The 26,316-nt window shown below is 34.6% G+C and carries 15 protein-coding genes and 1 pseudogene; 9 read left to right on the top strand and 7 right to left on the bottom strand.

Annotated features, from left to right (window positions below; translation table 11 throughout):
• Positions 1-16: 16 nt before the first annotated feature.
• The 5 genes and pseudogenes from ACFFIS_RS01510 to ACFFIS_RS01530 all read right to left on the bottom strand — a co-directional run bounded on the left by ACFFIS_RS01510 (position 17) and on the right by ACFFIS_RS01530 (position 8,617).
• Positions 17-2,515, bottom strand: a complete 2,499-nt coding sequence (locus ACFFIS_RS01510) for a M14 family zinc carboxypeptidase (RefSeq protein ID WP_390185865.1) — start codon at positions 2,513-2,515, stop codon at positions 17-19.
• Between the two features lie 333 nt (positions 2,516-2,848).
• Positions 2,849-4,060: pseudogene (locus ACFFIS_RS01515) on the bottom strand (CDP-glycerol glycerophosphotransferase family protein); the annotation flags it as partial.
• Positions 4,061-4,140: 80 nt separating this feature from the next.
• Complete coding sequence (locus ACFFIS_RS01520; protein WP_320380227.1) at positions 4,141-6,777, bottom strand: CDP-glycerol glycerophosphotransferase family protein; 2,637 nt, start codon at positions 6,775-6,777, stop codon at positions 4,141-4,143.
• A 196-nt stretch (positions 6,778-6,973) separates the two neighbouring features.
• Entirely contained in the window at positions 6,974-7,780 is an 807-nt protein-coding gene (gene tagH, locus ACFFIS_RS01525) for a teichoic acids export ABC transporter ATP-binding subunit TagH (protein WP_390185866.1), read from the bottom strand.
• A 15-nt stretch (positions 7,781-7,795) separates the two neighbouring features.
• Positions 7,796-8,617, bottom strand: coding sequence for an ABC transporter permease (locus ACFFIS_RS01530; protein ID WP_320380228.1), 822 nt, complete (start codon positions 8,615-8,617; stop codon positions 7,796-7,798).
• A gap of 568 nt (positions 8,618-9,185) precedes the next feature.
• Here ACFFIS_RS01530 and ACFFIS_RS01535 point away from each other — a divergent pair.
• Positions 9,186-11,735 (top strand): glucosaminidase domain-containing protein, encoded by a 2,550-nt coding sequence (locus ACFFIS_RS01535; protein WP_390185867.1) that lies wholly within the window; start codon positions 9,186-9,188, stop codon positions 11,733-11,735.
• 39 nt (positions 11,736-11,774) lie between these two features.
• On the opposite strand, the gene ACFFIS_RS01540 is transcribed toward ACFFIS_RS01535, so the two are convergent.
• Positions 11,775-13,901 carry a bifunctional glycosyltransferase/CDP-glycerol:glycerophosphate glycerophosphotransferase gene (locus ACFFIS_RS01540; RefSeq protein WP_320380233.1) on the bottom strand — a complete coding sequence of 709 codons (2,127 nt, stop codon included), beginning with the start codon at positions 13,899-13,901 and terminating at the stop codon, positions 11,775-11,777.
• A 374-nt stretch (positions 13,902-14,275) separates the two neighbouring features.
• On the opposite strand from ACFFIS_RS01540, the gene tagD reads away from it, so the two are divergent.
• The 3 genes from tagD (at position 14,276) to ACFFIS_RS01555 (ending at position 20,520) form a co-directional block, all read left to right on the top strand.
• Entirely contained in the window at positions 14,276-14,674 is a 399-nt protein-coding gene (tagD, locus tag ACFFIS_RS01545) for a glycerol-3-phosphate cytidylyltransferase (RefSeq protein WP_320380234.1), read from the top strand.
• Between the two features lie 112 nt (positions 14,675-14,786).
• Entirely contained in the window at positions 14,787-15,851 is a 1,065-nt protein-coding gene (locus ACFFIS_RS01550; RefSeq protein ID WP_390185869.1) for a CDP-glycerol glycerophosphotransferase family protein, read from the top strand.
• 556 nt (positions 15,852-16,407) lie between these two features.
• Positions 16,408-20,520, top strand: a complete 4,113-nt coding sequence (locus ACFFIS_RS01555; RefSeq protein ID WP_390185870.1) for a S8 family serine peptidase — start codon at positions 16,408-16,410, stop codon at positions 20,518-20,520.
• A gap of 102 nt (positions 20,521-20,622) precedes the next feature.
• Here the strand turns inward: ACFFIS_RS01555 and ACFFIS_RS01560 are convergent, their stop codons facing one another.
• On the bottom strand, positions 20,623-21,699 hold the full coding sequence (locus ACFFIS_RS01560; protein WP_390185871.1) for a glycosyltransferase family 4 protein: 1,077 nt from the start codon (positions 21,697-21,699) through the stop codon (positions 20,623-20,625).
• A gap of 544 nt (positions 21,700-22,243) precedes the next feature.
• On the opposite strand from ACFFIS_RS01560, the gene ACFFIS_RS01565 reads away from it, so the two are divergent.
• From ACFFIS_RS01565 to ACFFIS_RS01585, 5 genes are all read left to right on the top strand, one after another.
• A complete protein-coding gene (locus tag ACFFIS_RS01565) occupies positions 22,244-22,780 on the top strand; it encodes a signal peptidase I (protein ID WP_390185873.1) in 537 nt (178 codons plus the stop codon).
• A gap of 346 nt (positions 22,781-23,126) precedes the next feature.
• Positions 23,127-24,203 carry a Rossmann-fold NAD(P)-binding domain-containing protein gene (locus ACFFIS_RS01570; protein WP_390185874.1) on the top strand — a complete coding sequence of 359 codons (1,077 nt, stop codon included), beginning with the start codon at positions 23,127-23,129 and terminating at the stop codon, positions 24,201-24,203.
• 126 nt (positions 24,204-24,329) lie between these two features.
• Positions 24,330-25,004: a hypothetical protein gene (locus ACFFIS_RS01575; protein ID WP_390185876.1), complete on the top strand. Its 675-nt coding sequence runs from the start codon at positions 24,330-24,332 to the stop codon at positions 25,002-25,004.
• The gene (locus ACFFIS_RS01580; RefSeq protein ID WP_390185877.1) at positions 24,982-25,224 is read left to right on the top strand and encodes a hypothetical protein; all 243 of its coding nucleotides are present in this window, start codon (positions 24,982-24,984) and stop codon (positions 25,222-25,224) included. Before ACFFIS_RS01575 ends, ACFFIS_RS01580 begins: the two co-directional genes overlap by 23 nt.
• A gap of 154 nt (positions 25,225-25,378) precedes the next feature.
• On the top strand, positions 25,379-25,786 hold the full coding sequence (locus tag ACFFIS_RS01585; RefSeq protein WP_320380248.1) for a hypothetical protein: 408 nt from the start codon (positions 25,379-25,381) through the stop codon (positions 25,784-25,786).
• The last annotated feature ends 530 nt before the right edge of the window (positions 25,787-26,316 follow it).

The raw sequence follows: 26,316 nt of genomic DNA on the forward strand, positions 1-26,316 counted from the left end.
CCCAACATAATCAAATTTACTTTTTATACAATTTAGCACTTTCTTGTGCGGCGTAAAGACCAACCGCTTTATTTTGACTCCATATTTTAGTAAATCTAGAAACTGGAACATTCGTATTACCTGCATATGGACTCAATTCAGGCGTGATTGAAGGTCGCTTATATGTCTCAGTAAAGTATTGTAAAAATCCCCCGCCAGATGGATAACCGCCGTATGGTATAATCGTATACCCAGTCATATTTGCAATAGTTTTAGCATAGCTATAGTCTCGTGTATAATTAGAACCTTTCTGGTTATATCCCCAGTAGAGAATTTCTCCACTAGTATGATAGTTTATTGTCATTTGTGGCTTGATCACTTTTAAAAAGTTAATGACTGCTTTTGTCTCTTTTGCTGAAGCCGGTGCACTGCCTTTATGGTTTTGATAGTTTGGATACCCTACATTATTAGAAACTGTATACCAATCTACACTAAAGTTGCGGTTTAAGTCTACGCCCTTTGCATTTGCCTTCCAGCGCTTAAAGTTTTTGCTTCCGGCATTCATCTTAATTAATGATGCATGATCTTTTGCCGGAAATGCGCTTAAACCTTTTTGTTGAAGTGTTACACCGTCAGGATTGACCATTGGCATAAACCAAATAGTTGTCTCATTTAATATCTTTCTAGCATTGAAGCCACCAATACTTTTATTTTGTCGATAAGCTTTTGCATAGTTTTCTAACATATACATATTTAGATTTGTAGAAATCCACTCTCTTGCATGAAGTGATCCATTAATAAATGTTGTCGCTTTTCCTTTTCCTAAAGAAACAGCATAAAGATTTCTTCCGTATTCTGATTTACCAACAACTTTATAAGTAATTAATTCTGGATAAGCTTCGGCTAACTTTTTAATATCTGCTGACATATGGTTATATGTATAAGTTTTTTTCGGATTTACAAACGATAGCTTTGTCGCATCCCCGACATCATTTTTATGTATATAACCTGTTTTCCACTTTCCATTCACTGATACTTTGGCTGAATACCAATTGCCATTTTCATACTTATATTTTAATTTTGAACCCTTTTTATAGCTTTTCAGTTTCTTTGACGATTTTGAAGTTTTCGCATAAACAGTTGTCGGGTTTGCAATAGCATAACTTGTGAGTGTAGATCGATTTGCTCCCACATCACCTTTATGAATATAACCCGTCTGTTTCTTACCATTTACGTAAACCGTTGCTACGTACCAATTGCCGTTATAAGGTCGATATTTTAATGTTGACCCAATCGCATAGCTTTTAAGAACACTAGAACTTTTAGATGTTTTGCTGTAAACGCTCGTATGGTTCTGAGCATAACCAGTTAAGGTTGTGTTCATAGAGCCTACATCACTTTTATGAATATAACCTGTTTGAGCTTTTCCATTCAGGTAAACAGTTGCAACATACCAGTCCTTTGTAAAGCTTCGATATTTTAATAGATTACCATAATTGTATGATTTCAGTACCTTAGAGTTGGTAGCTGCTTTTGAATAAATCTTTGTTGGATTTTTGACAGCTACTCCTTGTAAAGACGAAGCACGAGTTGTTGCTGTTTCAACATCACTAGTATGAATAAAGCCAGTATGTGCCTTCCCATTTATATAAACAGTAGCAGTAAACCAATCTTTGTCATACGCTTTATATTTTAGAATTTGACCACGGGAGTAGCTCTTTAATACCGCAGAGTCTTTAGCTGTTTTACCATAAACTGCAGTTTTCTGATTTAATGCAATACCATTTATTGTTGGTATACTATCTGTCTTCCCAACATCCCCAGCATAAATATAGCCTGTATGGGCTTTTCCATTTATATAAACGGTTGCCTCATACCATTCTTTTGAATACACCCGATATTTTAACAGTTTTCCATATGGATAGCTTTTCAACACTTCTGCATTCAAATTTGTATTTGCGTATACGGATACAGGCTGCTTCAAGGCAAAACCTGTTAAATCTTCAGATTGTACAGCTGTTGCCACTGCACTATTATCTTTTGGTTTTTCAATTTCTCTCGTTTCTTCTTGCGCTTCTATATCCCCTAGCTCTTCTGTTTGATTTAATTCTTCGGAAACAATTGTTTTATCTATTTCAGGTTTTTCGGAATTGGATGAGCGATTTTCTCGATATTCATCTGCATCCTCACCTAAAATAATATGATCATGATGTACATAACCAGTAAGAATCTTGTCATCATCAAGATGACCACTCTTATCTTTTTGAACATACTCAATCAATGAGAATTCTTTTTCTCTCTCAACATCCTCTTTACTATCTAATAAAGCGACAGTTGTATCATCCGGAATGTAGGTTAAGAGATTCGTACCATCCTCATTTTCAAAAAGTTCAATTTCACCGTCAATTTCGTCTGCAAATAACACAACATGATTTGTTATTTCTGTATCCGCATCTAATGTGACAGCCATACTATAATTTGGAAACAGCTGAGTAATCAATAAAAATATAGCAAAATAAACACTAAATTTTTTCAAAATGTATATAATCCTCCTTCATTTTAATGATGGAATTCTTTCCTTCACGACCGGTTTAAAATGACCAATCACTTTTTAACGCCTCATAAAGCTACAAAACTAGGGAACTCTTTTATTATCGGTAGAATATACTTAATAGTTTAGGTATAAAAAGGACTTTAGACCTATCTCATTAAATTTACATGAGCTGAAACTAAACTTGCGATTCATGTCGACCGAGCATAAGCCCCCTATTTAGCCTTTTTACCTCATCCTACAAACAAAAAAATAGTGGGGCAAAGTCACCATTGATGACCTCACCCCACTAATTTCATTATGATCTTAACATTACATTTAATCATGAAATAAATCTTCTACAACACGCTTCGTAGCTTGCCCATCTTCTAAATAACAAAACTTATCATAAAACGCTTGGACACGAGCGGTTGGCTGATAACCGTCTTTTTCTATCTTTTTAATTTCCTTAACAATTTCTGCCGTTTCTTTTACCAATGGACCAGGCGCTTTCTTTTCAAAGTCAAAGTAGAATCCGCGTAACTTATCACGATATTCATCAATATCATAAACAAAAAATAATATTGGTCTACGAAGATTAGCATAATCGAAGAACACGGACGAATAATCTGTAATGAGTAAATCTGCAATTATATATAATTCCCGAATATCCTCATGTTTAGAAAAATCATACACGAATCCTTGATATGCACGTAGGTCTATATTTTCTGCAACTAGATAATGCATACGCAATATAATAATATAATCATGACCAAAGTTTTGATACATTTCATCCAAATCTAATTGTAAATCAAATTTGTAATTTCCAACGCTATAAAATTGATTATCTCTCCACGTTGGAGCGTAAAGGATCACTTTTTTATCAGTTGGTAAATGATGTTGCTGTAAGATTTTAATTTTTGCCGACTTAGGATCCTTTTGAAATAAAAAATCATTACGCGGATATCCCGTCTCAAGCATTTTATTTTGGAATGCAAATGCACGTCTAAATATTTCGGTTGAATATGCATTTGGTGAAATCAGCACATCCCATTTACTTGTTTCATAAAGGAAATTCCGTTTATAACGTTCTGTATCTGTCCCCGGCATATGAACAGCATCCATATCTGCTGCTAAACGTTTTAATGGTGTGCCATGCCATGTCTGAATATATGTCGTATGTTTTGGCTTTGGTATCCATAATGGTAAACGACTATTCGACACCCAATATTGTGAGCGTGCCATTGAAATAATCCATTGCAATGAAAATCGTCTAACGTATCGCACTTGTTTATCAGAAAAAAGGTTCAAATGCCTTCTGTCCGCGCTCCAAATTAACTCATAGTCTGGATTATGCTGCACCATATATTCATATATGGCTCGCGGATTATCGCTATACTGTTTTCCATGAAAGCTTTCAAACATGACCATTTTTTTCTTAACAGGAAGAAAGGTAGCAATTTTGAAAGTAACCTTTAGAAATTGCTTTATGATTGGACTTCGCCGCATTTTTATCAGGCTTTGCTTTACAGACAAACTTCTTCTCCCCTTTAGCTCTTTACAGTGTAGTCTTTGCTAGCAAATCTTTTTAAAAGGGAACACCGTAATTTTTGATATTAACAATAATCGCTCTAGCATTCGTGTAATGAGGTTATAATCTTATCATAGATACGTTTACAGTTGTCCGAATCTTGGTATTTAAATACGCCAGATACATCTATTTTATAATTTTTCAGATTTAGACTTAACCTCTCCTCAATGAGTTTTATCAATTCACTTTCACTAAAAGCTATTTCTCCCAAAAAGGTTTCCTCTACTGGTCTTAATATCCCTCTCCTAAAAAATCTCTTAACATCGAAGTGATAATAAATAACAGGTTTATTCATAAGAGTGAAGTCAAAACTAACACTACTATAATCCGTGATAAGTAGTGCATGCTCTATAAGTAATTCTTGAACCGTTTTAGATCCCAAAGTAATAAAATTAACTCTATCACTAGTCAACTCAGAACCTTTTTGGAAATATTCCTGTGCTCTATAATGCGGATAAAAGTTTAGATTAACATTATAAAAATCTAATAACTCCATTAACTCATCACTATTTATCAGACTTAAATATCTTTTATAATACTGGCTGTTTAAAAATTGTTCGTCTGTATTTATCCAATCTCTCCACGTTGGCATGAGTAAAATATTCTTTGGTTTGTCCTTTTGTATTAAGTTATCAAATCTCGCTAAACCAGTTACTACGACATCCTCTTCGTTGTAACCCATTTCCTCCATGACAACTTCTCTCTTTTCTGGCTCACTGCTAACCACAAACAAGTCAAATGGTATTTCATAATATCTTTTATGGTATTCAACATTTTTCCTACCTAATACACCATGCTGCAAGAAGACTTTAAACGTATTTTCATAATGGAAAAAACCTTTGGCTGGTTTATAAGGTAGTATATTTTCCAAGTCATGGGTGCATAATAAGACTTTTGCCTTAAAAGCTACCTGGTAATGTTTATCAGAGCCAAACTCAAGAACATTTGGTAGATGTTTTATTCTGACATAATCATCCGCGCTAGATTCAATGACATAATAGACATCTATATCCGTATTTTTCTGTAACCATTGAAATAGCACAAAACCATTATCCTGAGCTGTGTTATATCTTTCCCCTATTAACCATATATTATCATCCTTGAAAGAAGTATCATCTGGAATATCGATGTAGTGTGGTATGATAAAAGTTTCGATTTTCAAATTATTAAATGGGGTAGTTGTAAATAAGAAATGATGATTATTTGAATATTCATCTACCTTTACAACGTGTTCATAATAATTATCCTTTTTATAGTCTGAGTATTTATATTTTATTTTTTCCTTTCTTACTATACCATGATCCTTATTTTCAATTACTATATAGAAGTCAAAAATCGTTTTATCTTTACTTTTAAGAGACGGCAAATTATATTTCCCTAAATCAACAGAGAAATTCTCCATTATTGGAACCTTAATATAGTCCTTAGAATTTCTCTCTTCAACATAAAGAAATAGATTACAATCGATAAAATTACTAAGATTATTTACATATCCTGAGACATTAAGTTCTTTTATATTGTTAATTACCTTTTCTACCTTGGGCTTCAAAATCTTTATTCCAAGTGACTTATCTTTTCGTATATAAAAGTCATATATGACATTTTGAGAATCATATACTAATTTTTGATCAATTAAATAAGTCCTATGCCTTTTCTTTAGTAAGAACTGATATATAATTGGTTGTTCATCATCAAGTAATATAAAAAATCTCTTTCTCGTATAATTATGAAGTAAGTCACTAATTGGAATATCACATTCCAATCCTTCCGCAGTATACCTAAGACTGTAATAAAAATCAGTACTCCTAGTATCATTCATAATTAATTGATAATTGCCATCTTCTACAAATTGATTAGATTCAATAGCTAGAGTAACTTTTTCTCCATTATGATTTAATCCAATATGGTCTATTTTTATCTTTTGCCTTGCAACGTGTAAAACAAGTTCGTTCGTATCAAGTTTGTTAACTTGGACCTTATGTTTATATGTATCAAAACCTTGTGTTGGAATGTTATCTATAACAAGTGGGAAGTTTACATCTTTTATACTTAAAAAAAGGACCCACTTACCTTGAGATAGATAATCCATTTCCGGACATACTAGCTTATTACGATCCACTACTCTTGGGAAAAAGGTCCGTTTAGCATTTCCACTGATAGCTAATACGGAGACATCTTCTTCTTTTAAATTTCCAATATCCTTATTTTCTAAACTTAATATCATTTCTTCATAATTGATAAATATATTTTCTACTGTTACTTCTTCCTTAAAACTTACATCGTCTAAAATTTTCTTAATACGTATATTTTTGTGTGCCGAAATAACAAAAAACTTACTTTTTAATATTCGCCCCATCCAGCCACGCAAATTCCTATTTGGTGTAATTACTAAGTTTTTGCCATCTGATAGCATTTGTATTTTACTATTATCTGCACAATGTATATATTCCAATGGTAATTTTAATGTAAGATTATCCCTATTCACATGGTGAGATAATTCAAGATTCGATTCTCCTGATATATATACGAATTTGATACTTTTTTTTGTTAACCAAAAGTTTTTCAATTTCATTTTAAAATTCCACATATCATCTTCAAATTCTACATCATAGAGCTCCACTTCTCTTATTAAGTTACGTCTAACTTTTTTATAAAAGTTGTATATATACTTTAACAAACCATTTCCTCCTATGATTATGCCGATAGTTTTTTTAGTGAGCTGGCCTTTTTATGTAATGAGTTGATCTTAATGATAGCTTCTTTACATTCTCGTTATTAGAAAAAGAAGCCTTAATTATCGGCTCCTCTCCCCTATATCAATAAGAAGTTCATAATCATACTAGGACTTCCCAATCTACAAAACAAGTTAGTTTTTAATTTAAGATACCTAACCTTTTTTCTTGCCTTTTTAATGCTTCATTACGATGCTTTTTTCTTTCAACAGCCGACATCTCTTTCCACTCTTTAATAAACTTCTCGTATTGGGGAATGATGTCGTCCGCGGCTCCATAATCACGTACCATTCCTTGTTCAAGCCAAAGAATTTTATCGCAAAAGGTTTTCATTTGGCGAATTGAGTGACTTACGAAAATCATTGTTTTTCCTTGTTCCTTAAACTCCATCATTTTAGCGAAGCTCTTATCTGCAAAAGCTTTATCTCCTACAGAAAGTGCCTCATCAATAATTAAAATATCTGGATCAATCGTAACGGATATCGCAAAACCTAGTCTCGATTTCATACCACTTGAGTATGACTTGACTGGTTGATCAATAAAATTACCCAGTTCGGAAAACTCAATAATGCTATCTTCCATTTCTTCTATTTGCTTTTTTGAAAATCCCAACATGAGACATTTTAATTCTATATTTTCCCGTCCTGTTAAATCACCTTTTAGTCCAGCTGCAACGGCTATCAATGCTGCTTCTCCATTAACACTTACTTTGCCAGTTGTTTCCGGTACAATTCCAGCAATTATATTTGATAATGTAGATTTCCCCGAACCATTAGTTCCAAGAAATCCAATTACGTCACCTTTTTCCGCTTCAAAACTCACATCGACAAGAGCATAAAAGTCTTTTCCGTAATTATTAGGCAAAAGTAAATCAAAGATTCTTTCCTTCGCACTCTCATACAATTTATATTTTTTTGTTACATTTTCAACGACTATTGCCTTTTCCATCGTATCACGAACCTTCTATAAGAAATCAATAAAATGTCTCCTAAATTTCACGTGTAATGTAGAACCAATCAAAAATAAAACGAATACTAGTCCCCAGAAATAAAGTGAATACTGCCAGTGTGTAATAAAATACCATTCGGTACCAAAAAATGCTGCCCGATAACCTTCAACGAGATAGAGCACAGGATTCAAATTAAGAAACTTTAATAATACTGGATGATCACTTAGTATCGATAATGGCCATAAAACTCCTGAAACATATAACATCATTCGCAACGCAGAATTGAGTAACATATGTATGTCACGAACAATTGTCGATAGCGTTGACGTAATCAACGAAATAGCTAACATTAAACTATAGCCTGCCAGTAAAAAATATAGTAGTTGCAAATAGTAAATATTAATATAAAAACCTAGAAATTGGAAGATGATAACGGAAACTGTAATCATAACGAGGTGTATATAAAACTGTGAAAAGATTACATAACTCGGTATGATACTCATTGGAAAATTCATCTTCGATAACATTCGTAATCTAGAATAAATTGATTTTGAGCCTTGTATTGTTGATTGATAAAAGAAAGTCCATAAAAAGAAAGCAGCTAATAACCATGTGAAAAATGGTATCTCCACATTCCCAACTTCTACAGGTGCTCTACTCCTTAAAGTTCCAAATACAAACCAGTAAATAAGGATTTGTATTGCTGGATTTAAAAACTCCCATAATATACCTAAATAATTATTTTTATTATTACTCTTTAATTCATAAAGTGACAATCTTCGGATCAAATAAAAATGTTGGATTTGTTCCTTAATAACCAACCATGCAGATTTCATAACGTATATCCCTTCAACTTAATATTATTGATTTGATAAACTGTACTTACATTATAATTATACCCATTAATCTTTTTCCTTATAGATTATAATTGTACTCGTCCAATTCGTCTATTAAAACTTTTATAAGCAATTTTAAATATGATATTTGTCCTTTTGACTATAACTTACCATTTATAAATTATACTAACTCCCAATATAAAAGACAAATTTATCTTTGAATACCTTATCATATTTTCTTTAAAATCCCCCTTACCCTACTCAGTAAAATTCCACTGTTATAAATCTTACTAAAACTTGAATTCCTTTATTCTTAACTTAAACCCTTAGAACTATTACTTTTGACCCGTAAAACACTTCCACTTCAACGTTTTTATTCATTTTACATGACTAAATTCCCATCACTGAAAATGTCCTAATTCTATTTACCTATCTTTTTTCTATGATTCTACTTAACATTAGCTAGTTTTTTTGTCATAATGGTATTTGTTAGCTTATCTGCAATCTAGGAAGGATGATTGATTTATTTCAGCACATTAAAACTAAATAAGGAGTGAACATGCCATAAATGAAGAGATTTAAGTTATTCGGTCTATATTTATCCATATTTGTGTTACTATTCTATACGGCATTTATACCGGCTGCGACCATACATGCAGAAGTTCAACATGAAGGCACAAACGTAGAACGGGCTACTGTACAAACACTCGATGAAGATGAACAAATCCCGTTAACAGAGGATGAAAATCCGTCTAGTAAAATATTAACCTACTTAGCGAATAATGATACGGTTATTTTACTAGAACAATTAGCTGACGTTTCTTACGTTGAGTTCGAAGATGATACTTTAGGTATCGTACAAGGTTATATCGACAATCAATTCCTACATATTAATGTAGAAGAGGATTCTATGGTATCCTCCGAAGACACAAATGGAACGCTAGACGATAAAGAAGAGTCTACCGAAGAAACCGATGGGACGCTTGAAAATGACAACGTCGTTGACGAAGAAGACGCAGATGCTGAAATAGAAAGTGAAGACACGGATAATTCTTCGACAGATTTAGATGAGGTAACAGATGAGCCAGAAGAAGAGAGTACCTCGGAACAGGTAGAGCAGGAAAGTGAAGTTCAACCTACTATCGCTACTTTCAGTGCCGCACAGAAGTCATTGAAGGGGATTGCTTTAAAAAGTCCAACAAATGTCTATCAAAAGCAGGATAAAAACTCTAAAGTTCTAAAAAGTTATGCTCTTGGATCTGTTTTACAGTATAAAACTTTTACCACTGAATGGTATGAAGCTACGGTTTATTTAAATGGTAAAGCACACACTGGGTATATTCATAAAAATGATGTTGAAAATTCCACTTCCCAGCAGAGAGATTTGATTGGAATTGGCTTAAATAATTCTACCCATGTATACAAGTCTACTTCTACTAGTTCAGGAATACTTAAGTCATATGCAATGGGGTCCATACTAAGATATAAAACTTTTACAAATAATTGGTACGAAGCTACGGTTATTGTAAATGGTAAAAAACATACCGGGTATATACACAAATCACATGTTGAAAATGCTGTTGAAAAACAAAAGGATTTACGTGGAATTGGCTTAAAAAGTCCAACTCACGTTTATAAATCTGCTTCTACTAGTTCAGGGGCACATAAGTCATATGCAAAAGGTACGCTTCTAAAATATAAAACCTTTACGACCAATTGGTACGAGGCAACTGTCTATGTAAATGGCAAAAAGCATACTGGGTATATCCATAAATCACATGTTGAAAATGCTATTGAACAGCAAAAGGATTTGCGTGGGATTGGCTTAAATAGTTCTACTCATGTTTACAAATCTACTTCTACTAGTTCAGGAGTACTTAAATCTTATAAAAAAGGGACCATTTTAAAATTTAAAACCTTTTCAAATGCCTGGTACGAAGCGACTGTTTTTGTTAATGGTAAACAACATACTGGCTATATCGCGAAAAAAGATGTAGAAGAAATTTATCAGACTCAGAAAAGTGTGGAAGGAATGGCGCTTAAGGCCAAAACAAATGTCTATTCTATACCTTCAACAGGGGCCTCTGTATTAAAGAGCTATGCAAAAGGGAGTTTAATTAAATTTAAAACCTTTTCCCCTAATTGGTATGAAGCAAGCGTTATTGTGAATGGTCAAAGAAAGTCTGGTTATTTCCATAAAAACGATGTAAGTACAGATACAGTGGCATACACACAAACTAAATATGATATAACATTAGAAAAGGCCTTAGACTTACAAATAAAGGCACAACCGAAAACTTATGCAACAGCGTATGTGCACAAGAATGCATTGGAAAATAAAAATGGTAAATGGGTAGTAACTGGTACCGGTTGGAATGTCCGTAGCGGACCAAGTACAGCTCATAGTGTTGTAGGAAAACTAGATGAACGTTATACAAAAGATGCGATTACCGTTTATCAAACTGAAGGTGACTTTTATAAGTTTTCTACTTGGATTATTGCATTGGAGAAAGATACACTTCCGTATTTAGATCCTAGCAATGTAAATAAAAACTCTACAGAGTATTTCCAATTCTTAAAGCTTTCTAGTAGTGCAGGTTTACACGTCGCAGAAGTGAACCAAAAGATTCTCTATGATAAAGGTATTTTTAAAGGTAAAGCAAGTTCCTTTATACAAGCGGCAAAAGATCATAATATCAATGAAATTTATTTAATTTCGCATGCAATGCTAGAAACTGGAAACGGTACATCTGACCTTGCAAAGGGCGGAACTTACAACGGTAAGAAGGTTTATAATATGTACGGTATTGGTGCTGCGGATTCTTGTAATTCCCCATACCAATGTGGTTTGAAATTTGCATATGATCAAGACTGGACAACGCCTGAAAAAGCTATCGTTGGTGGAGCAAAATTCATTGCTGATAGATATATAAATAAAGGGCAAGACACGTTGTATAAAATGAAGTGGAATCCCGAAGCCATGGTTAAATCAGGAGTAGCAACCCATCAATATGCTACTGACATTGCTTGGGCAGAAAAACAAACATATAATATTAAAAAATACTACGATTTACTAGATAACTATTCTTTAATATTTGATGTACCAGTTTATAAATAAGAAAAATCTGGCACGTGATTGAATCACGTACCAGGTTTTTTATTTAAATACATGCTGCACCGTCTTTTCTGCTGCATTTCCATCATCCCACATACAATATTTATCGTGGAATTGCTTATATTTCTCCTCGTATTTTTCTGATAATGTATCTATATTTAAAATTGCCTCCACAACCTCATCCGTTGTCATTAAAAGCGGTCCCGGAATTTCCTTTTCCATATCAATATAAAAACCACGTAACGTATCACGGTATTTTTCCAAATCATAGGTAAAAAATAAAATAGGCCGTTTTAAGTTCGCATAATCAAAGAAGACAGATGAATAATCAGTGATCAATATGTCTGATATTAAATATAGTTCGGCGATATCATCATGTGATGTAAACTCAAATACAAAATCTTCATATCCTGTTAAATCAATATGTTCAGCGATAAGATAATGTAAGCGTAGAATAATGACATAATCTTTACTAATATGTTGTTGTAATGTATCCAACTCTAATTTCAAATTGAATTTATATGCACCTTTTCCGTAAAACTCATCATCTCTCCACGTCGGGGCATAAAGGATCACCTTTTTATCTACTGGTATCTTTAATTTACGTTTCAATTTCATTATGTCTTTTTGATTGTTTTTCTGATATAAAATATCATTTCTTGGATAACCATGTTCCAACATCTCTTTATTAAAAAGAAATGCTTGGCGAAAGACTTTCGTGGAATAAGGATTTGGTGAAATAAGATAGTCCCATCTTCTTGATTGCTCATAAAAGTTTCGCTTATACCGTTGTGTATTAGTTCCCGGCATGTAAACTGCATCCATATCTTGTGCTAGTCGTTTTAATGGTGTGCCATGCCATGTTTGCAAATAAAAGGCCCCCTCTCTTTTGTCTAAGTATTTTGGAAGACGACTATTACTTACCCAGTATTTAGCCCTTGCAAAATAATAAAAATAACGAATGCTAAACCTCTTTACTTGAATGGCACTTCCTGGTAACTTTTTCTTTCCATTCAAAATCCAAACAAATTTAAAGTTCATATTTTGTTTAGTCATATATTCATATATGTATTTTGGATTATCCGAATAGCTTTTGCCTGCAAAACTTTCAAATACAACGAGTCTTTCGCTCATTTTCATTTGAGAAAAGAACCTTCGATAAAGGAAAATATTAAATCTCCTTTTTGTAGAAATGCCCCTTCTAAGGTCGCGCAAAAAATGATGACGCTTACTTATCCTTCGATATTTATCCAAATTTCTTTGTACGAGTGCCTTTGTCTCCCTTTTTAATATCCAATTATATTTTTTGATTAACTCAGGAGCAACGCGCCCCATTGCAGTTGACACTTCTTCAAATAGCTGACTTTCATCGTGATGTTTATAAAAAGTAATAATCTTTTTACGATAAAAGTTTAAAAAATGCACATCTATAAAGTTTTGTAATTCTTCTTCATCGTAGTTATTTTTCACTTCATTATACATCAACAAATAGTCTTTAATTACCTCCGCTTCATTTCTTTGCATAAGCGGTGGTTGAGATGACGGTTCAAGTCGCTTTCTATGGAAGTAAATGGCATCCTTCATATAAGCTATTTGATTACTATACAAAACAGCAGGAAAAATAAACGATACATCTGCATATACCGCTACCTTTTCTGAGAAAAAGAGTTGATGTTGTGTCACAAAATCTCTTCTTATTAACATGTTTACTGCAGTAAGTCTTTTTATCACATGATACCTTTTTTCATTCCAATACTTTTTTACAGCATATACTCCCTCCAGTATGACTGTCGTTGAATTATCAAAATATGTATTTCGTATCCTACCTACGATGAGAGATTTTTCTTTTATATTGCTTTGTAATATTTCCAAAGTCTTTTCCGGAACATAATCGTCACTATCAACAAAATATAGCCATTCCCCTGTCGCTTTTGTTATACCTAAGTTTCTTGCCGCACCTACCCCACTTTGTTCATTTAAATGAAAAAGTTTAATTCTTTTGTCTCGTTTTGCAATGTTTTCAAGTAAAACTTTACAATTTTTACTGCTTCCGTCATTTACTAAAACAATTTCAATATCACGGTATGTTTGTTTCAATAAAGATTCGATACATAATTCAACAAATTCCTCCGTATTGTAAACGGGAACTATAATGGATATTTTACTCATTTAACAAGTACTCCTTTTACTAATAATCATTCTTTATAAATAATTACTTTCACTATCTTAACATACATGGTAGGTCAATTATGCTAAATTGTCTAATTACTTAATTTTCTAACGCGAGCAAAATTCAGCTAGTTGCGCTAAGGAAAGGTGAATATCTCTTTTTATTATTCTTGACATAAATAAATTAAAGGCATTTTATAAATATAAATCGTACTCTGTATTAGGTAGGGTAAAATCCATTTTAATAATTTACGGATTTGTAGTATACTAAACAGAAGTATCTATATGGGACAATGACTCAAGACGTTTAGTAAACTTCTTTAGCTTACAATATAATTATTTAAAATCAAATTTATTCGGAGGCTCCAATCAAAATGAAAAAAGTAATCACATATGGCACATTTGATTTACTGCATACAGGTCATATTAATCTTTTACGCCGTGCGAAGGAATTTGGCGACTATTTAATTGTAGCTATTTCTTCAGACGAATTTAATGCCCTTAAAGGAAAAAAAGCATACTATACATTTGAACAACGTAAGGCTATTTTAGAAGCAATCCGTTATGTAGATGAAGTTATTCCTGAACACAATTGGGAACAAAAAGTAGAAGATGTTCAAAAACACGATGTAGATGTATTCGTTATGGGAGATGACTGGGAAGGTAAGTTTGACTTTTTAAAGGAATATTGTGAAGTCGTTTACTTGCCACGTACAGTAGGAATTTCAACAACTAAAATCAAAGAAGATTTAAACGAAGCAAAAAATGGCTAGAGAACTTGCAATCACTATCTACCTACTTGTTTTTCGTATAATCTTTCTTTTTTGCAAAATCTTCCCCCAAAAGAAAAAAACTACTTGTGTTGCTTCCTTTGGGGATAACATTTTGTACACTGTTAAGGAAATAGATAAACTGACGGATGAACAAGTTGTCATTTTAAAAACGTCCCAAATCTCAGTTGATTTTACAGATACGCATTCAACTCGAATTATTCTTAACTTTGAACCAAGGCATGTAATCGATTGGTTGCGTTCCATATATCATCTGGCTACTTCTCGGACCATTTTTATCGACAATTACTATGGTTTTTTAGCTGCTACGAATTTCAAGAAAAATGTTCGTTGCATTCAATTATGGCATGCGGCTGGGGCAATCAAACAATTTGGATTGCATGATCCTTCTATAAAAAAGAGATCATCCCGTGCACTTACCCGCTTTCAAAAAGTGTATAGTCATTTTGACCATGTTGTCGTTGGTTCAGATAAAATGGCAGAAATTTTTCAAGATAGTTTTGGGTTACCAGCTGAACGTATGTTACGTACAGGTGTTCCAAGAACGGATTTCTTCTTTGACGAGGAAAATATAAATAAAGTCGTTCGAACAATGCAAAATGACTTTCCAATAATTAAGGAAAAGAAAGTAATCTTATACGCACCAACTTTTCGTGATGACGAGTTAGATGAAGTAAAAATCGCACTTCAAGTGGACATGCTTTATCGAACATTACGACAACACTATGTACTTTTTATCAAGTTGCATCCCGCAATTAACGGGCATTTTCAAAATAAATACCCGGGATTTTCATACAATGTTTCCGAGAAATATTCTATCAATCACTTATTAACTGTTACGGATATTTTAATAACCGATTATTCTTCCATACCATTTGAATTTGCATTCTTACAAAAGCCTATGATATTTTTCGCCTATGATTTAGAAAAATATGCAGAGACAAGAGGATTTTGGCAAAAATATGAAACATTAGTTCCAGGTCCTGTTGTCCACACAACGACTGATATTATTCGTGTAATTCAAGAAAATACATTTGATATGGAAAGAATTAGAGCTTTTGCAGAGGATTGGAATAAATATTCAAAAGGAAACGCTAGTGAATTGTTGGTTAAAAGTATATACAACCTAGAACAACCTTTATATAACCCACAACAATAGTTTATAAAATAGAAACAGAGTCTACTTTTAAAGTGACTCTGTTTTTTTGTCTATACTTTTTTATTTTAAAATACCTCACCTACCTTCCGTTCACTTATTAATTTCGACAATTAACGTGATTTTTTCCATAGTCCATAAGACTTAGTCATTTCTATTTAGTCAGGCCTATTTTTAATTCGGTCCTTCGTATGACTTGAATTGGGCCATATAGGTATATGGTACTATTTCAAATAGTCTAAAGAACTAATTTCTTTTAAATATATAGAAAATACAAAAAATCACTTGCCATTTTTCTACAAGAACCCTATAATACTTACAATCGTTCTCACAGGAGAACATTGGGAAAAAATGCCCAGTCATGTCGTTCTCCTAATAGAATATGACATGTGATAAAGGAGATTTACCTCTTTATCACATGATCCATGTTATTTAATTGTGCTACGAATATGCTATGCACAATTGAATATAGAAATGAAATATAAAAATGAGGTGATGTGTATTTTAAAATAGTAGTTTGCTAGTTTTAAACAAAATAAGCTATAAGGGAGGAATATTTTTGAAGAAGGTAAGAAGAAATAGGTTATTTAGTAGTCTTCTAGCATTTATACTCATCTTTTCTCTCATTAATCCAATGTTTGTTTCAGCAAACGCTGGAAAAGCAAATGATCTTGATCGTGTAAAAGAAATAAATGCTACTGAAAGACTTGCTAAGCTATCTCAATTAAAAAGTGCAATTGCAAAGCAAGAAACACAATTACAACGAAAAGCAGATATTCACCCAAAACTAAAAAAACAAGGTAGATCTAGTAACCAAAAGGTTTCTGTTATTGTTCAATTATCAGAAGCACCTGTTGCTTTAGAAAAGGGTAAACATACATTAAAAGGAAAAGCCTTTTCTACTTCACAAGCAACAAATGTGAAAAGCAAAGTAAAGGCACAACAAGCTAAATTCGAAAAGCAGTTAAAGGCAGAGAAAGTAAATTTCACAAAAGGCTATACATACAGCCAAACAATTAATGCTGTTGCATTAACAGTAAACGCTAGTGACATCGATAAATTAGCTGCTTTAGATGGTGTCGTAAGTGTTGACCCAGATGAAGAGGTTCATGCACTTGAAGTCATCACAAAAGATGATGAAATGAATGCTAGTATGATTGACAGTGTTCCACATTTAGGGATTCCTGAAATTTGGAATAATGGTAATGAAGGTGAAGGTGTTAAGGTTGGGGTAATTGATACTGGTATTGATTATGACCACCCTGAATTTGCAGGCATTTACAAAGGCGGAAAAAACTTTGTCGTCCACAACGATGACTATGCTCGCCCGCGTGAAGCTGATGATCCATATGAAACAACACCTTTAGATAAACCAGACCATATGCCAGAAGTAAATGCAACAGGACATACATACTATACTTCTCACGGTACACACGTGGCTGGAACAATTGCAGCTATCGGCGCTAATGAGTATGGTATTAAAGGTATCGCACCTAAAGTTGATTTATATGCATATCGTGTATTAGGAGCATACGGTAGTGGATCAACATCTTGGGTTATCGGTGGTATTGAGCAATCTGTAGAAGACGGAATGGATGTTATTAACCTTTCCCTTGGCGGTGGAGCAAATAGCGAGACTGATCCAAGCTCTATTGCAGCAGACAATGCGACAATTTCTGGTGTAACAGTTGTTTCTGCAACAGGTAATAGTGGACCTGGCCGTGGAACAATTGGTAGTCCAGCTTCTTCCCCACTCGGGATTGCAGTTGGTAACACAACATTACCAGAAGTCTTGTATGCAGCTTCTGTCCATGTTGAAGCTGGTGATTACACGAATGAATCTAATATTGCGTTAATGTCATTTACATTTGGGACAAACCCAGCAGACGTACTAACAGGTGAGTATGACCTTGTAGCTGTCCCTGGTGTTGGTGAAGCAAAGGATTTTGAAGGTCTAGATGTAGATGGTAAAGTAGCCCTTATTTCTAGAGGTGACATACCTTTTGTAGATAAAATTTACGCTGCAAAAGATGCTGGAGCAGTTGCAACAATTATTCATAACAATACAGGTTCCGGCCCAGCGAATGTTAATCTAGGTGACTCTTTTGATTTCCTTCCGGCATTTGATATGTCTACTGAAGAAGGAGAAGCATTAAGAAATGCACTAGAAAGTCATGTTGGAAAAGTATCGTTCAGTAATTTCGATGAATCTCTAACAGAAGGTGATACGGTAAACGACTCAAGTTCACGTGGACCGACTAAGCCAAACTTTGATATTAAGCCAGACGTTGTTGCACCAGGAACAAATATTATGTCAACAATTCCTGCATATCAGAGAGATTACCCTAATGCTAGTTACGAAAAAGCATTCGACCGTAAAACTGGTACAAGTATGGCAGCACCACATGTTGCAGGTATTGCGGCCCTTCTAAAAGCCGAAAATCCAGATTGGCGACCAGAAGATATCAAGGTTGCTCTTTCAAATACAGCAAAAGTGCTAGACACGAATAAATTTGATGTATTTGCTCAAGGACCTGGACTTGTCCAACCTGTTAAAGCTCTTTCAGCAAAAGCACTAGCTTATGCGAAAGATAGCCGCGTTGTAGAAGGTAATGAGGTAAATTACGGAAAGGGCACTGTCACATTTGGTAATGTCCTTCCAGGTGATGCAGCACAAACTGTTACAAAAGAAATTGAAGTGAAAGGTTCTGGAACATATAATGTGGAGGTCGAAGTTACAAAAGGTGCATCAGGTACTGATGTGACAGTAGACAAATCTTCCTTTACATTAAATGGAACAGAATTACTTGAAGTCTCCTTAACTGTTGGTGCAGAAGGTGAAGTATCCGGCGATGAGATTTTTGGATACATCCACATTAACGGAGATGGTACAGAACTTTCATTACCATATGCAGCGAAATTGTCAGAGGATAATGCATATGGCCTAGAATATTACTTCTTAGATGACTATGCTATTTCACCGAACGGTGATGGAAAGCATGATGTAACTAATTTAAACCTAGGACTACTACACGATGAAGACCAGATGACAATTGAACTGTGGGATATGGCCAATCCAGATGGTGGAGCTTGGGGTGACGGTTATATTGGTTTATTAGCAGCCCAAGGTCTCAGTGCCGGATACTATACGCTAACAATTGATGGCACATATGTTGATTGGTTTGACTTTATTCTCGGAAATAATGTAGAAAAGCCTATTCCTGAAGGGGTCTATACAGTTGACTATAACTCATGGGGAGAAAATATTGATCTATTAGGATCTGATGGACCTTTCTACGTAAAAACATCCGAACCAGTAATTGACTTACAGGCATCTGATGTAAATGTATTAAACGGATCTGTAACAGATAAATTTATTGATTTTAAATCTGTTGTTGAAGCTTATGAATTACCATATGATGTAAACGAAAAATTAATCACAACTTATGATGTTGCTGACGCAGAAGGTAATGTTGTTGTTGAAAATGAAAGAGTGACGCTTAACCAAGATGGTTCATTTACAATTGACTTAGCTAACCTAGAGAATGGTGAATACTCGGTGACAGTAGACGTTGAAGATATTGTTGCAAATGGTGCGGCTGAATCAGTAAATGTAGTCGTTGAAGGTGAAGAACCTGAGGAGCCAGAAGAGCCGGGCGAACCTGAGGAACCAGAAGTTCCAGAAGAAATTAATATTTCATTAACTCCTTCTACTACAGAAGCTACTGAAGGACCAGTAACAATTTCTGTTGAAACAGACAGTGAAGCTGATCTAACTGCAGTGAAATGGCTAGAAGGTAATAAAGAAGTTGAAGATTTCGCAGAGGCTGGAAATGACATTGATCTCGAAGCATTGTCATTCGATGTTGAGGCAAATGGAGTTTACACTGTTTACGTACAAAACAGTGATGAAGTTGAGGCAGTACAAACTATTTCAGTATTAAACATTGTTGATCCTGAACAAGGTGAAGTTAATGTAGCACTTGTACCATCTACTACAGAGCCAACTGAAGATCCGGTTACGATTACAGTTGAATCTGAAGATGAGCTTGTTGAATTGAAATGGTTAGCAGGCGCTAAGTCTATTGCAGACTTTGCTGAAGCTGGTGAAGAAATTGATTTAGAAACAAAATCATTTGAAGTAAGCGAAAACGGAATCTATACTGTTTATGCCCAAAATAGTGATGAAGAACAAGGTGTCTTCCTCATTGAGGTAAGCAACATTATAGTTCCTGAGGAGCCGGGTGAGCCAGGAGAACCGGGTGAACCAGGAGAACCAGGTGAGCCAGAAGAACCGGGTGAGCCAGAAGAACCAGGTGAGCCAGAAGAACCGGGTGAGCCAGGAGAACCAGGTGAGCCAGAAGAACCGGGTGAGCCAGGAGAACCAGGTGAGCCAGGAAAACCAGGTGAGCCAGAAGAACCGGGTGAGCCAGGAGAACCAGGTGAGCCAGGAAAACCTACTCCAGATCCTGAAGAGCCAGGTGACGATGATGATGAATTACCTGTTCCAGTCGAACCAACTGATCCTGAAAAACCAGGTGATGACGGAGACGGTAAGGAAATTCCAAAAACTGCAACAAGCATGTTTAATTACATGGCTATAGGAACAGCATTGCTTCTTGTTGGTTTACTAACGGTATTTTTCAGAAGAAAAAAGTCCTTTAGTTCTTAATCAACTAAGCACAAAAGGGTCTGACCCCCAGTAATTAAGGGGTCAGACCCTTTTATTTCTTTATTCCTTTTAATATGCGTTTCAGTTTATGGTCTAGTCTGATTAGCTTCCTTTATTTTTTCGCTTAAATATTTTGCCCAAGAAGTTTAAAACGGGCTTTTTACCTCCTAATACTAAACCACCCATCTCAGCAATGATATGTAATAATATTAATACAAGTACCGTAATGATAAGCGTCGTCATCATACTAGCTTTTGAAAATAGTATGGCTAGAATACCAAATAGGGCACTAAAGCCATACAATATAAGCACGGTCTTACGATGACTATACCCTGCTGCTAAAATTTGATAGTGGATATGTTTATTATCCGCCATCATAATACTTTCTTTATTATGTAACCGACGAACAATCGCAAAAAATGTATCAAAAATCGGCACAGCCAAGATAATGACTGGAATAATAAAGCTAAACAATGCAATATTTTTAAATAAACCTAGCATCGAAACTACTGCAATCATATAACCTAAAAAGTTCGATCCAGTATCACCCATGTAAATTTTTGCGGGATAAAAGTTATGATATAAAAACCCAAGATTTGCCCCTATTAATACGATACATAAATATGCTGCCATCACTCTTACATCAATGATTGCCATTACAAACATACTTGTAAGTGCAATCGTTGTAATCCCAGTAGCAAGTCCATCTAGTCCATCTATTAGATTGATTGCGTTCGTAATTCCTACAACCCATAACAGCGTTACGAGGACACTTATAAAACCGAGATCAACCATGCCAACAAAAGGCAATGTAATCCGACTAATAATCAGACCGTCAGATATAAGGAAAGATGCAGCAATGATTTGTCCTGCAAGTTTCACAATTGGTCGGAGTGTATATTTATCATCAAGTGCACCTGTAATGACAATGACAATCGCACCAAATATTATTTCTCTTAAATGCTCATGTTCCGGTTGTAAAAATAAAATCCCCACTAGAAATCCAATAAAAATCGCTAGTCCGCCTAGTCTGGGCGTTATTATTTTATGTATTTTTCGTTTTTCAGGAAAGTCAACGACTCCAAATCGAATGGCAAACTTTTTTATAGGGTACACAGCAAAAAAAGATACCAAAAATGCGATGAGAAATGCGCCGCCTAAAAGTGTAAAATTTAACATATTCATTTCTCCTAAGATAAAAGTCATGCTTGTCTTATATTATAGCAGGTTCTTTGCAAATGCGTTTCTTATAACTAGTTTGGACGAAAATACGAATACTATTTCGATTTTACCCTCTTCTTATTAAAAGTCATATTGTATAAAGTGAAACTACAAACAGTAGGGATTTTCGAACTTTCCATCCGATTGCAAATTAAACCAAATTGGAGATTCTACTGTCCTGTCCCCCAACTTATCATGCTTTCAAATCCTTTCATTTTATATTTTCCATATGGCTTTTTCTTATCATATACGTGTCGAATTTAGATGAAATTCATAACATTTCGTATTGCAAACCGAAAGTTAATATATGTTCTACTTGTCAGTCTATTTCAAATAGTATACTATATGAATTGAGTAGCAGTAACTTGTAATGAGCCATTAATCTGTAAGGCGTATTCCATATATTCCCAAAACATCCGTAATTAATACGGAATTTTTCTTGCTCTAGTTGTTCGTTATATTGAACGATAGTGTTAATTATATGAAACAGAGGTGATGAGTTTTGACGAAAATTATGAAATGGGTAGGAAATCTTATTGTTTTTCTCTCTTTCATCATCGCAGCTTTTGCTCTTGTGGCCATTTTAAAAACAAAGGATAACCCAGAAGCTATTCCTTCTATCTTTGGCTATAAAATGATGAATATTTTAACCGGGAGCATGGAACCAAATCTAAATCCGGGAGATATTGCCGTAATTAAAGATACGGATCCAAAAAGTATTATGGTAGGAGATATTATTACTTTTGTAACTGAGGGCAACATACCCGTTACTCATCGGGTCTTTGATATTCAGATGCAAGACGAAGTACCTTTTTTTGTAACAAAAGGCGATGCAAATAATATGCATGATCAAGATTTGGTTTCCCCTGATAACTTAATCGGTGGTCTATCTTTTCATATACCAAAGGCTGGCTATATCGCAAATTTCATTAAAAGTCCAATAGGTTTATCCATTGTAATTGGTATTATTTTATTTTCATTCACCATACGTGTTCTTCGCAGATTTATATTTGAACCTGAACAAAAGAGCACGACATAGGTTAATGGACGAGCATGAAGGGAGGTGATGATACGAGTAGACATGAACCGTTATTTACAGCACGAATCGCATAGCTTTGATTAATTTTATACTTTATACCTCAAGATTGTCATCATTTATTTTTTTATTCCGCAGCCAAGACCTACACCATGTTATGGAGAGTCCATTTAAGTATTTTTCTTACGTGAGAAAAAATGAAAGTGAGCGCTGTTACTATTTTTTATCTCAAAGTTGTAGTACCGCTGTTTACTAAAAGTTAACCTGTCCTGAATTTCCTTTTTAACATGAATTAGCGATTACGTACATTTATCAAATTTAATAACTTAATGAAAATGGAGGAATTCAAATGAAAAAAAGATCTTCGTATTTTATTATAGCCGCAGCTATTTTACTTGTTGCTGCAATTTCTAGCTCGATAGCATATTTCGTCAAGGAATTTGTAAGTGATCAAAACATTGCAACTGCCGCAACATTTGATGTCGACGTAGTAAATAAAGATGGGACAACGATTGGAAATGCAGAGTTCGACCTCAATCAAGATCTTTACCCAGGGTTGGAGGAAAAAGAAGTATATCAGTTCCATATAAAGAAGAACAACACAACACTACCACTTGCATATAGTGTAAATTTACATGCTAGCGGTGACTTATTTCCAAAAGATGGTGACACACCAATCGTTCTTAAATTAGAAAGAAAGCTTGATGGTAAATGGACTGAAGTTGACTACACAGAAACATTCACACCTGAAAATGATATAGAAAGTTATCGAATTTTACTATCCTGGCCACATGGTGAAAACGATATTGATTACCAAGGAAAAGATGGCCATTTGAAATTAGAAGTTATTGCAACCCAAGTCGATGGTAGTAATCCCGACATTGCTAAAGAAATGTATCAAGAAGCAAAGGCTGCATTAGAAGGTCTCGATAAAGTTCATAATGACAGCGGTATAAACCGTGGAAACTTTTCAAAGGCTCAATCAGATGCAGTACAAGAGTTGATTGATGAGCTATTAAACTACGTGAATGGATTAGCCAATGGTAAGGAGAAAAGTGAATTACTAGCAAAGGCAGAAACGCTACAAGCTAAGCTTAATGCAAAAGTCGAATCACGCTATGTATATTATGATGTATCAGATGAAACATCCTTTACGCAACTTTGGTTAGAAAATATATCAGCGGAAGTAACAACTAGTGTGATTAGATACGATTTGGATAAACCGTTAATGATTTCGGCAGTCATTCGCGGAGAAGAAAGATTATATCGTGTGGAATATTTCAAACATGATATGGCAGAGGTTGGAGACACCTTCAAGATTGGTGTGCGTTTTCATCAAAATGTCAAACCAATCGATGTCATACTAACAAACTTAGGTGATGGTAATTGGGATATTGCAAGTGACTGGTTAATAGAAAGAAAATAATCTCGTAAACTCCGCTTCACAAGTATTTGTGATTGATAAATCATACAAGCAGTAGAGGTTTTCGCACATCCCCTACTGCTTCCAAAAGCATAACCCTAATTCCAAACGAGTGGGAGGTAATTTATTTTGAGGAAAAGAATTTTGTATAGTTCCATTGCATTAGCAATTATCGTCCTTGCGATGGTAGGTACTACTGCATACTTCAGTAAAAAGTTCACAAGTGATCATAACGTTGTGTCAGCTGCAAAGTTTGACGTAGACGTGGTAAACGATAAAGGACAAACAATTGATGACAACCAATTCAATTTAGATGGAGACCTATATCCTGGTATGGATACAGTGGAAGCATTTTACTTTGAAATTGAAAGAAATCAAACTGTGTTACCTGTGGCATATCATATTCAGTTAAATCCTAGTGGTGGGCTGTTTCCAAAGGATGGAACTACACCTTTCATTATAACTATGCAAAAAAAGATGGGAGAAAACTGGATAGACGTCGATTTGGCAACAACATTTAAACTTAAACATGATAAAGAAGCGTTTCGTATTTTAGTTGATTGGCCACATGGAAATAATGATATTGCCTTTCAAGGGAAAACTGGAAACCTAAAGTTAGAAGTCATCACCTCACAAGTAGATGAAATAGACGACCCAGATCCTGAAGAACCTATTCTTTATACAGGTGAGATGATATACCAAGCAAACTTCAATAAGGAAAAGTTATATACAAATAATAAAGAAATTGAATTTTACGTAGATGATCAAGGAAAGCGTGTCATTGAGATTTTTATGGGGGGATGAAGATGGAGAGTTTGAGCGTACTTATGGTGATATGAAACTGATTGAAAATATTCATGACCATGGACTTATTACTTATGATATATATGACAAGAGTGGTAAAAAAGCTCTCGGTAGCGGTTTAGACACCTCTGTAAACGGCATTTTCAAACTAAATTTAGTTGGACTTGGCGGAAGCCTTTCGATTGAGTCCCAAGAATTATATGATTGGATTATAAAATAACACTAAAAGTAAAAGTGCCTAATACCTTATCCATCATATTTTAAAGGTGTTAGGCACAGTTTCCACCCTGCCCATCCAAAAGTACTATTGCCCCTCTCCACCCTTGCTACTATAATGAATATATAAGTGATTCATTCACAAAGGGGGGAGAATTTTGAGTCCATATTTATATGTTATAGCTACTGTGTTGGCGGTTATTCCAACTGCAATTATTTTTAAAATTTGTACGGAGAAAATCAAAGAAAATCCAGATCGTAAAGAACGTGTCCAAACGATGTTTTTTGTCGGTGTAGCACTTGCTGAATTAATTCCAATTATACTAATTGTCTTTGGATTTATACACATGCAACAAGTTGAAGCAATCGAGGAACTATTCATTCCAGGCATTCTTATTCTCATCTTAATGGGCTTTGCGACATTCTTTATGTTTTTACAACGGACATTTGATGTAGAAAAGGAAATGAAAAACTTTATGAACACATTTGCCATGATTGGTGTGACGCTTTCCTCTGCAATACCGATCATATCTATTGTGTCACTCATGATGATGTTACCGAACTAATTATTTTATTTATAATCTGAAGCAAATCCCACCGCACGTGATATGTAGCGGTGGAATTTTTTTGGAGTAATTTTATCGTTGGGACATATGCATGCTCTTTGAAACAATAGGATGCGAGTGGAATTTCTACTTGCCATCCTTCTGTGCGGTTAGCTGCGTGCGCAAGGCAAAGAAATCAATACGCCAAACAATTGTTCATTATGGTACTGGCAAAACTTCAACTTGACTACGGTATTTTTCAACACGATTCCGGAATTCTTCAACATGCCTACGCTATTCTTCAACACGATTCTAGGAAACCTCAACTTGACTAGTTATTCTTCAACGTGATTCCAGGAAACTTCAACCTAATCACTACAATCCCGCTCCTCCCTATCCTTCCTGCGATTAATCGACAATAGTTTGCAAGGTGGCGATTAACTACTATAATGAATATAGTTTATCGTAGGTTAAATGGCTGCAAGACCCATACTAATTGAAGTTTTACTTTGTTAATTGGACTCTTCTAAGCTCACATCACGATATTCATT

It is taken from the genome of Paracerasibacillus soli, assembly GCF_042432965.1.
GTDB classification, from domain to species: domain Bacteria; phylum Bacillota; class Bacilli; order Bacillales; family Amphibacillaceae; genus Paracerasibacillus; species Paracerasibacillus soli.

Bases quoted from the DNA above. Each gene is read 5' to 3' on its own strand.
- tagH (WP_390185866.1), bottom strand. From the start codon at position 7,780: ATGGAAAAGGCAATAGTCGTTGAAAATGTAACAAAAAAATATAAATTG.
- ACFFIS_RS01530 (WP_320380228.1), bottom strand. From the start codon at position 8,617: ATGAAATCTGCATGGTTGGTTATTAAGGAACAAATCCAACATTTTTAT.
- ACFFIS_RS01535 (WP_390185867.1), top strand. From the start codon at position 9,186: ATGAAGAGATTTAAGTTATTCGGTCTATATTTATCCATATTTGTGTTA.
- ACFFIS_RS01540 (WP_320380233.1), bottom strand. From the start codon at position 13,901: ATGAGTAAAATATCCATTATAGTTCCCGTTTACAATACGGAGGAATTT.
- tagD (WP_320380234.1), top strand. From the start codon at position 14,276: ATGAAAAAAGTAATCACATATGGCACATTTGATTTACTGCATACAGGT.
- ACFFIS_RS01560 (WP_390185871.1), bottom strand. From the start codon at position 21,699: ATGTTAAATTTTACACTTTTAGGCGGCGCATTTCTCATCGCATTTTTG.
- ACFFIS_RS01570 (WP_390185874.1), top strand. From the start codon at position 23,127: ATGAAAAAAAGATCTTCGTATTTTATTATAGCCGCAGCTATTTTACTT.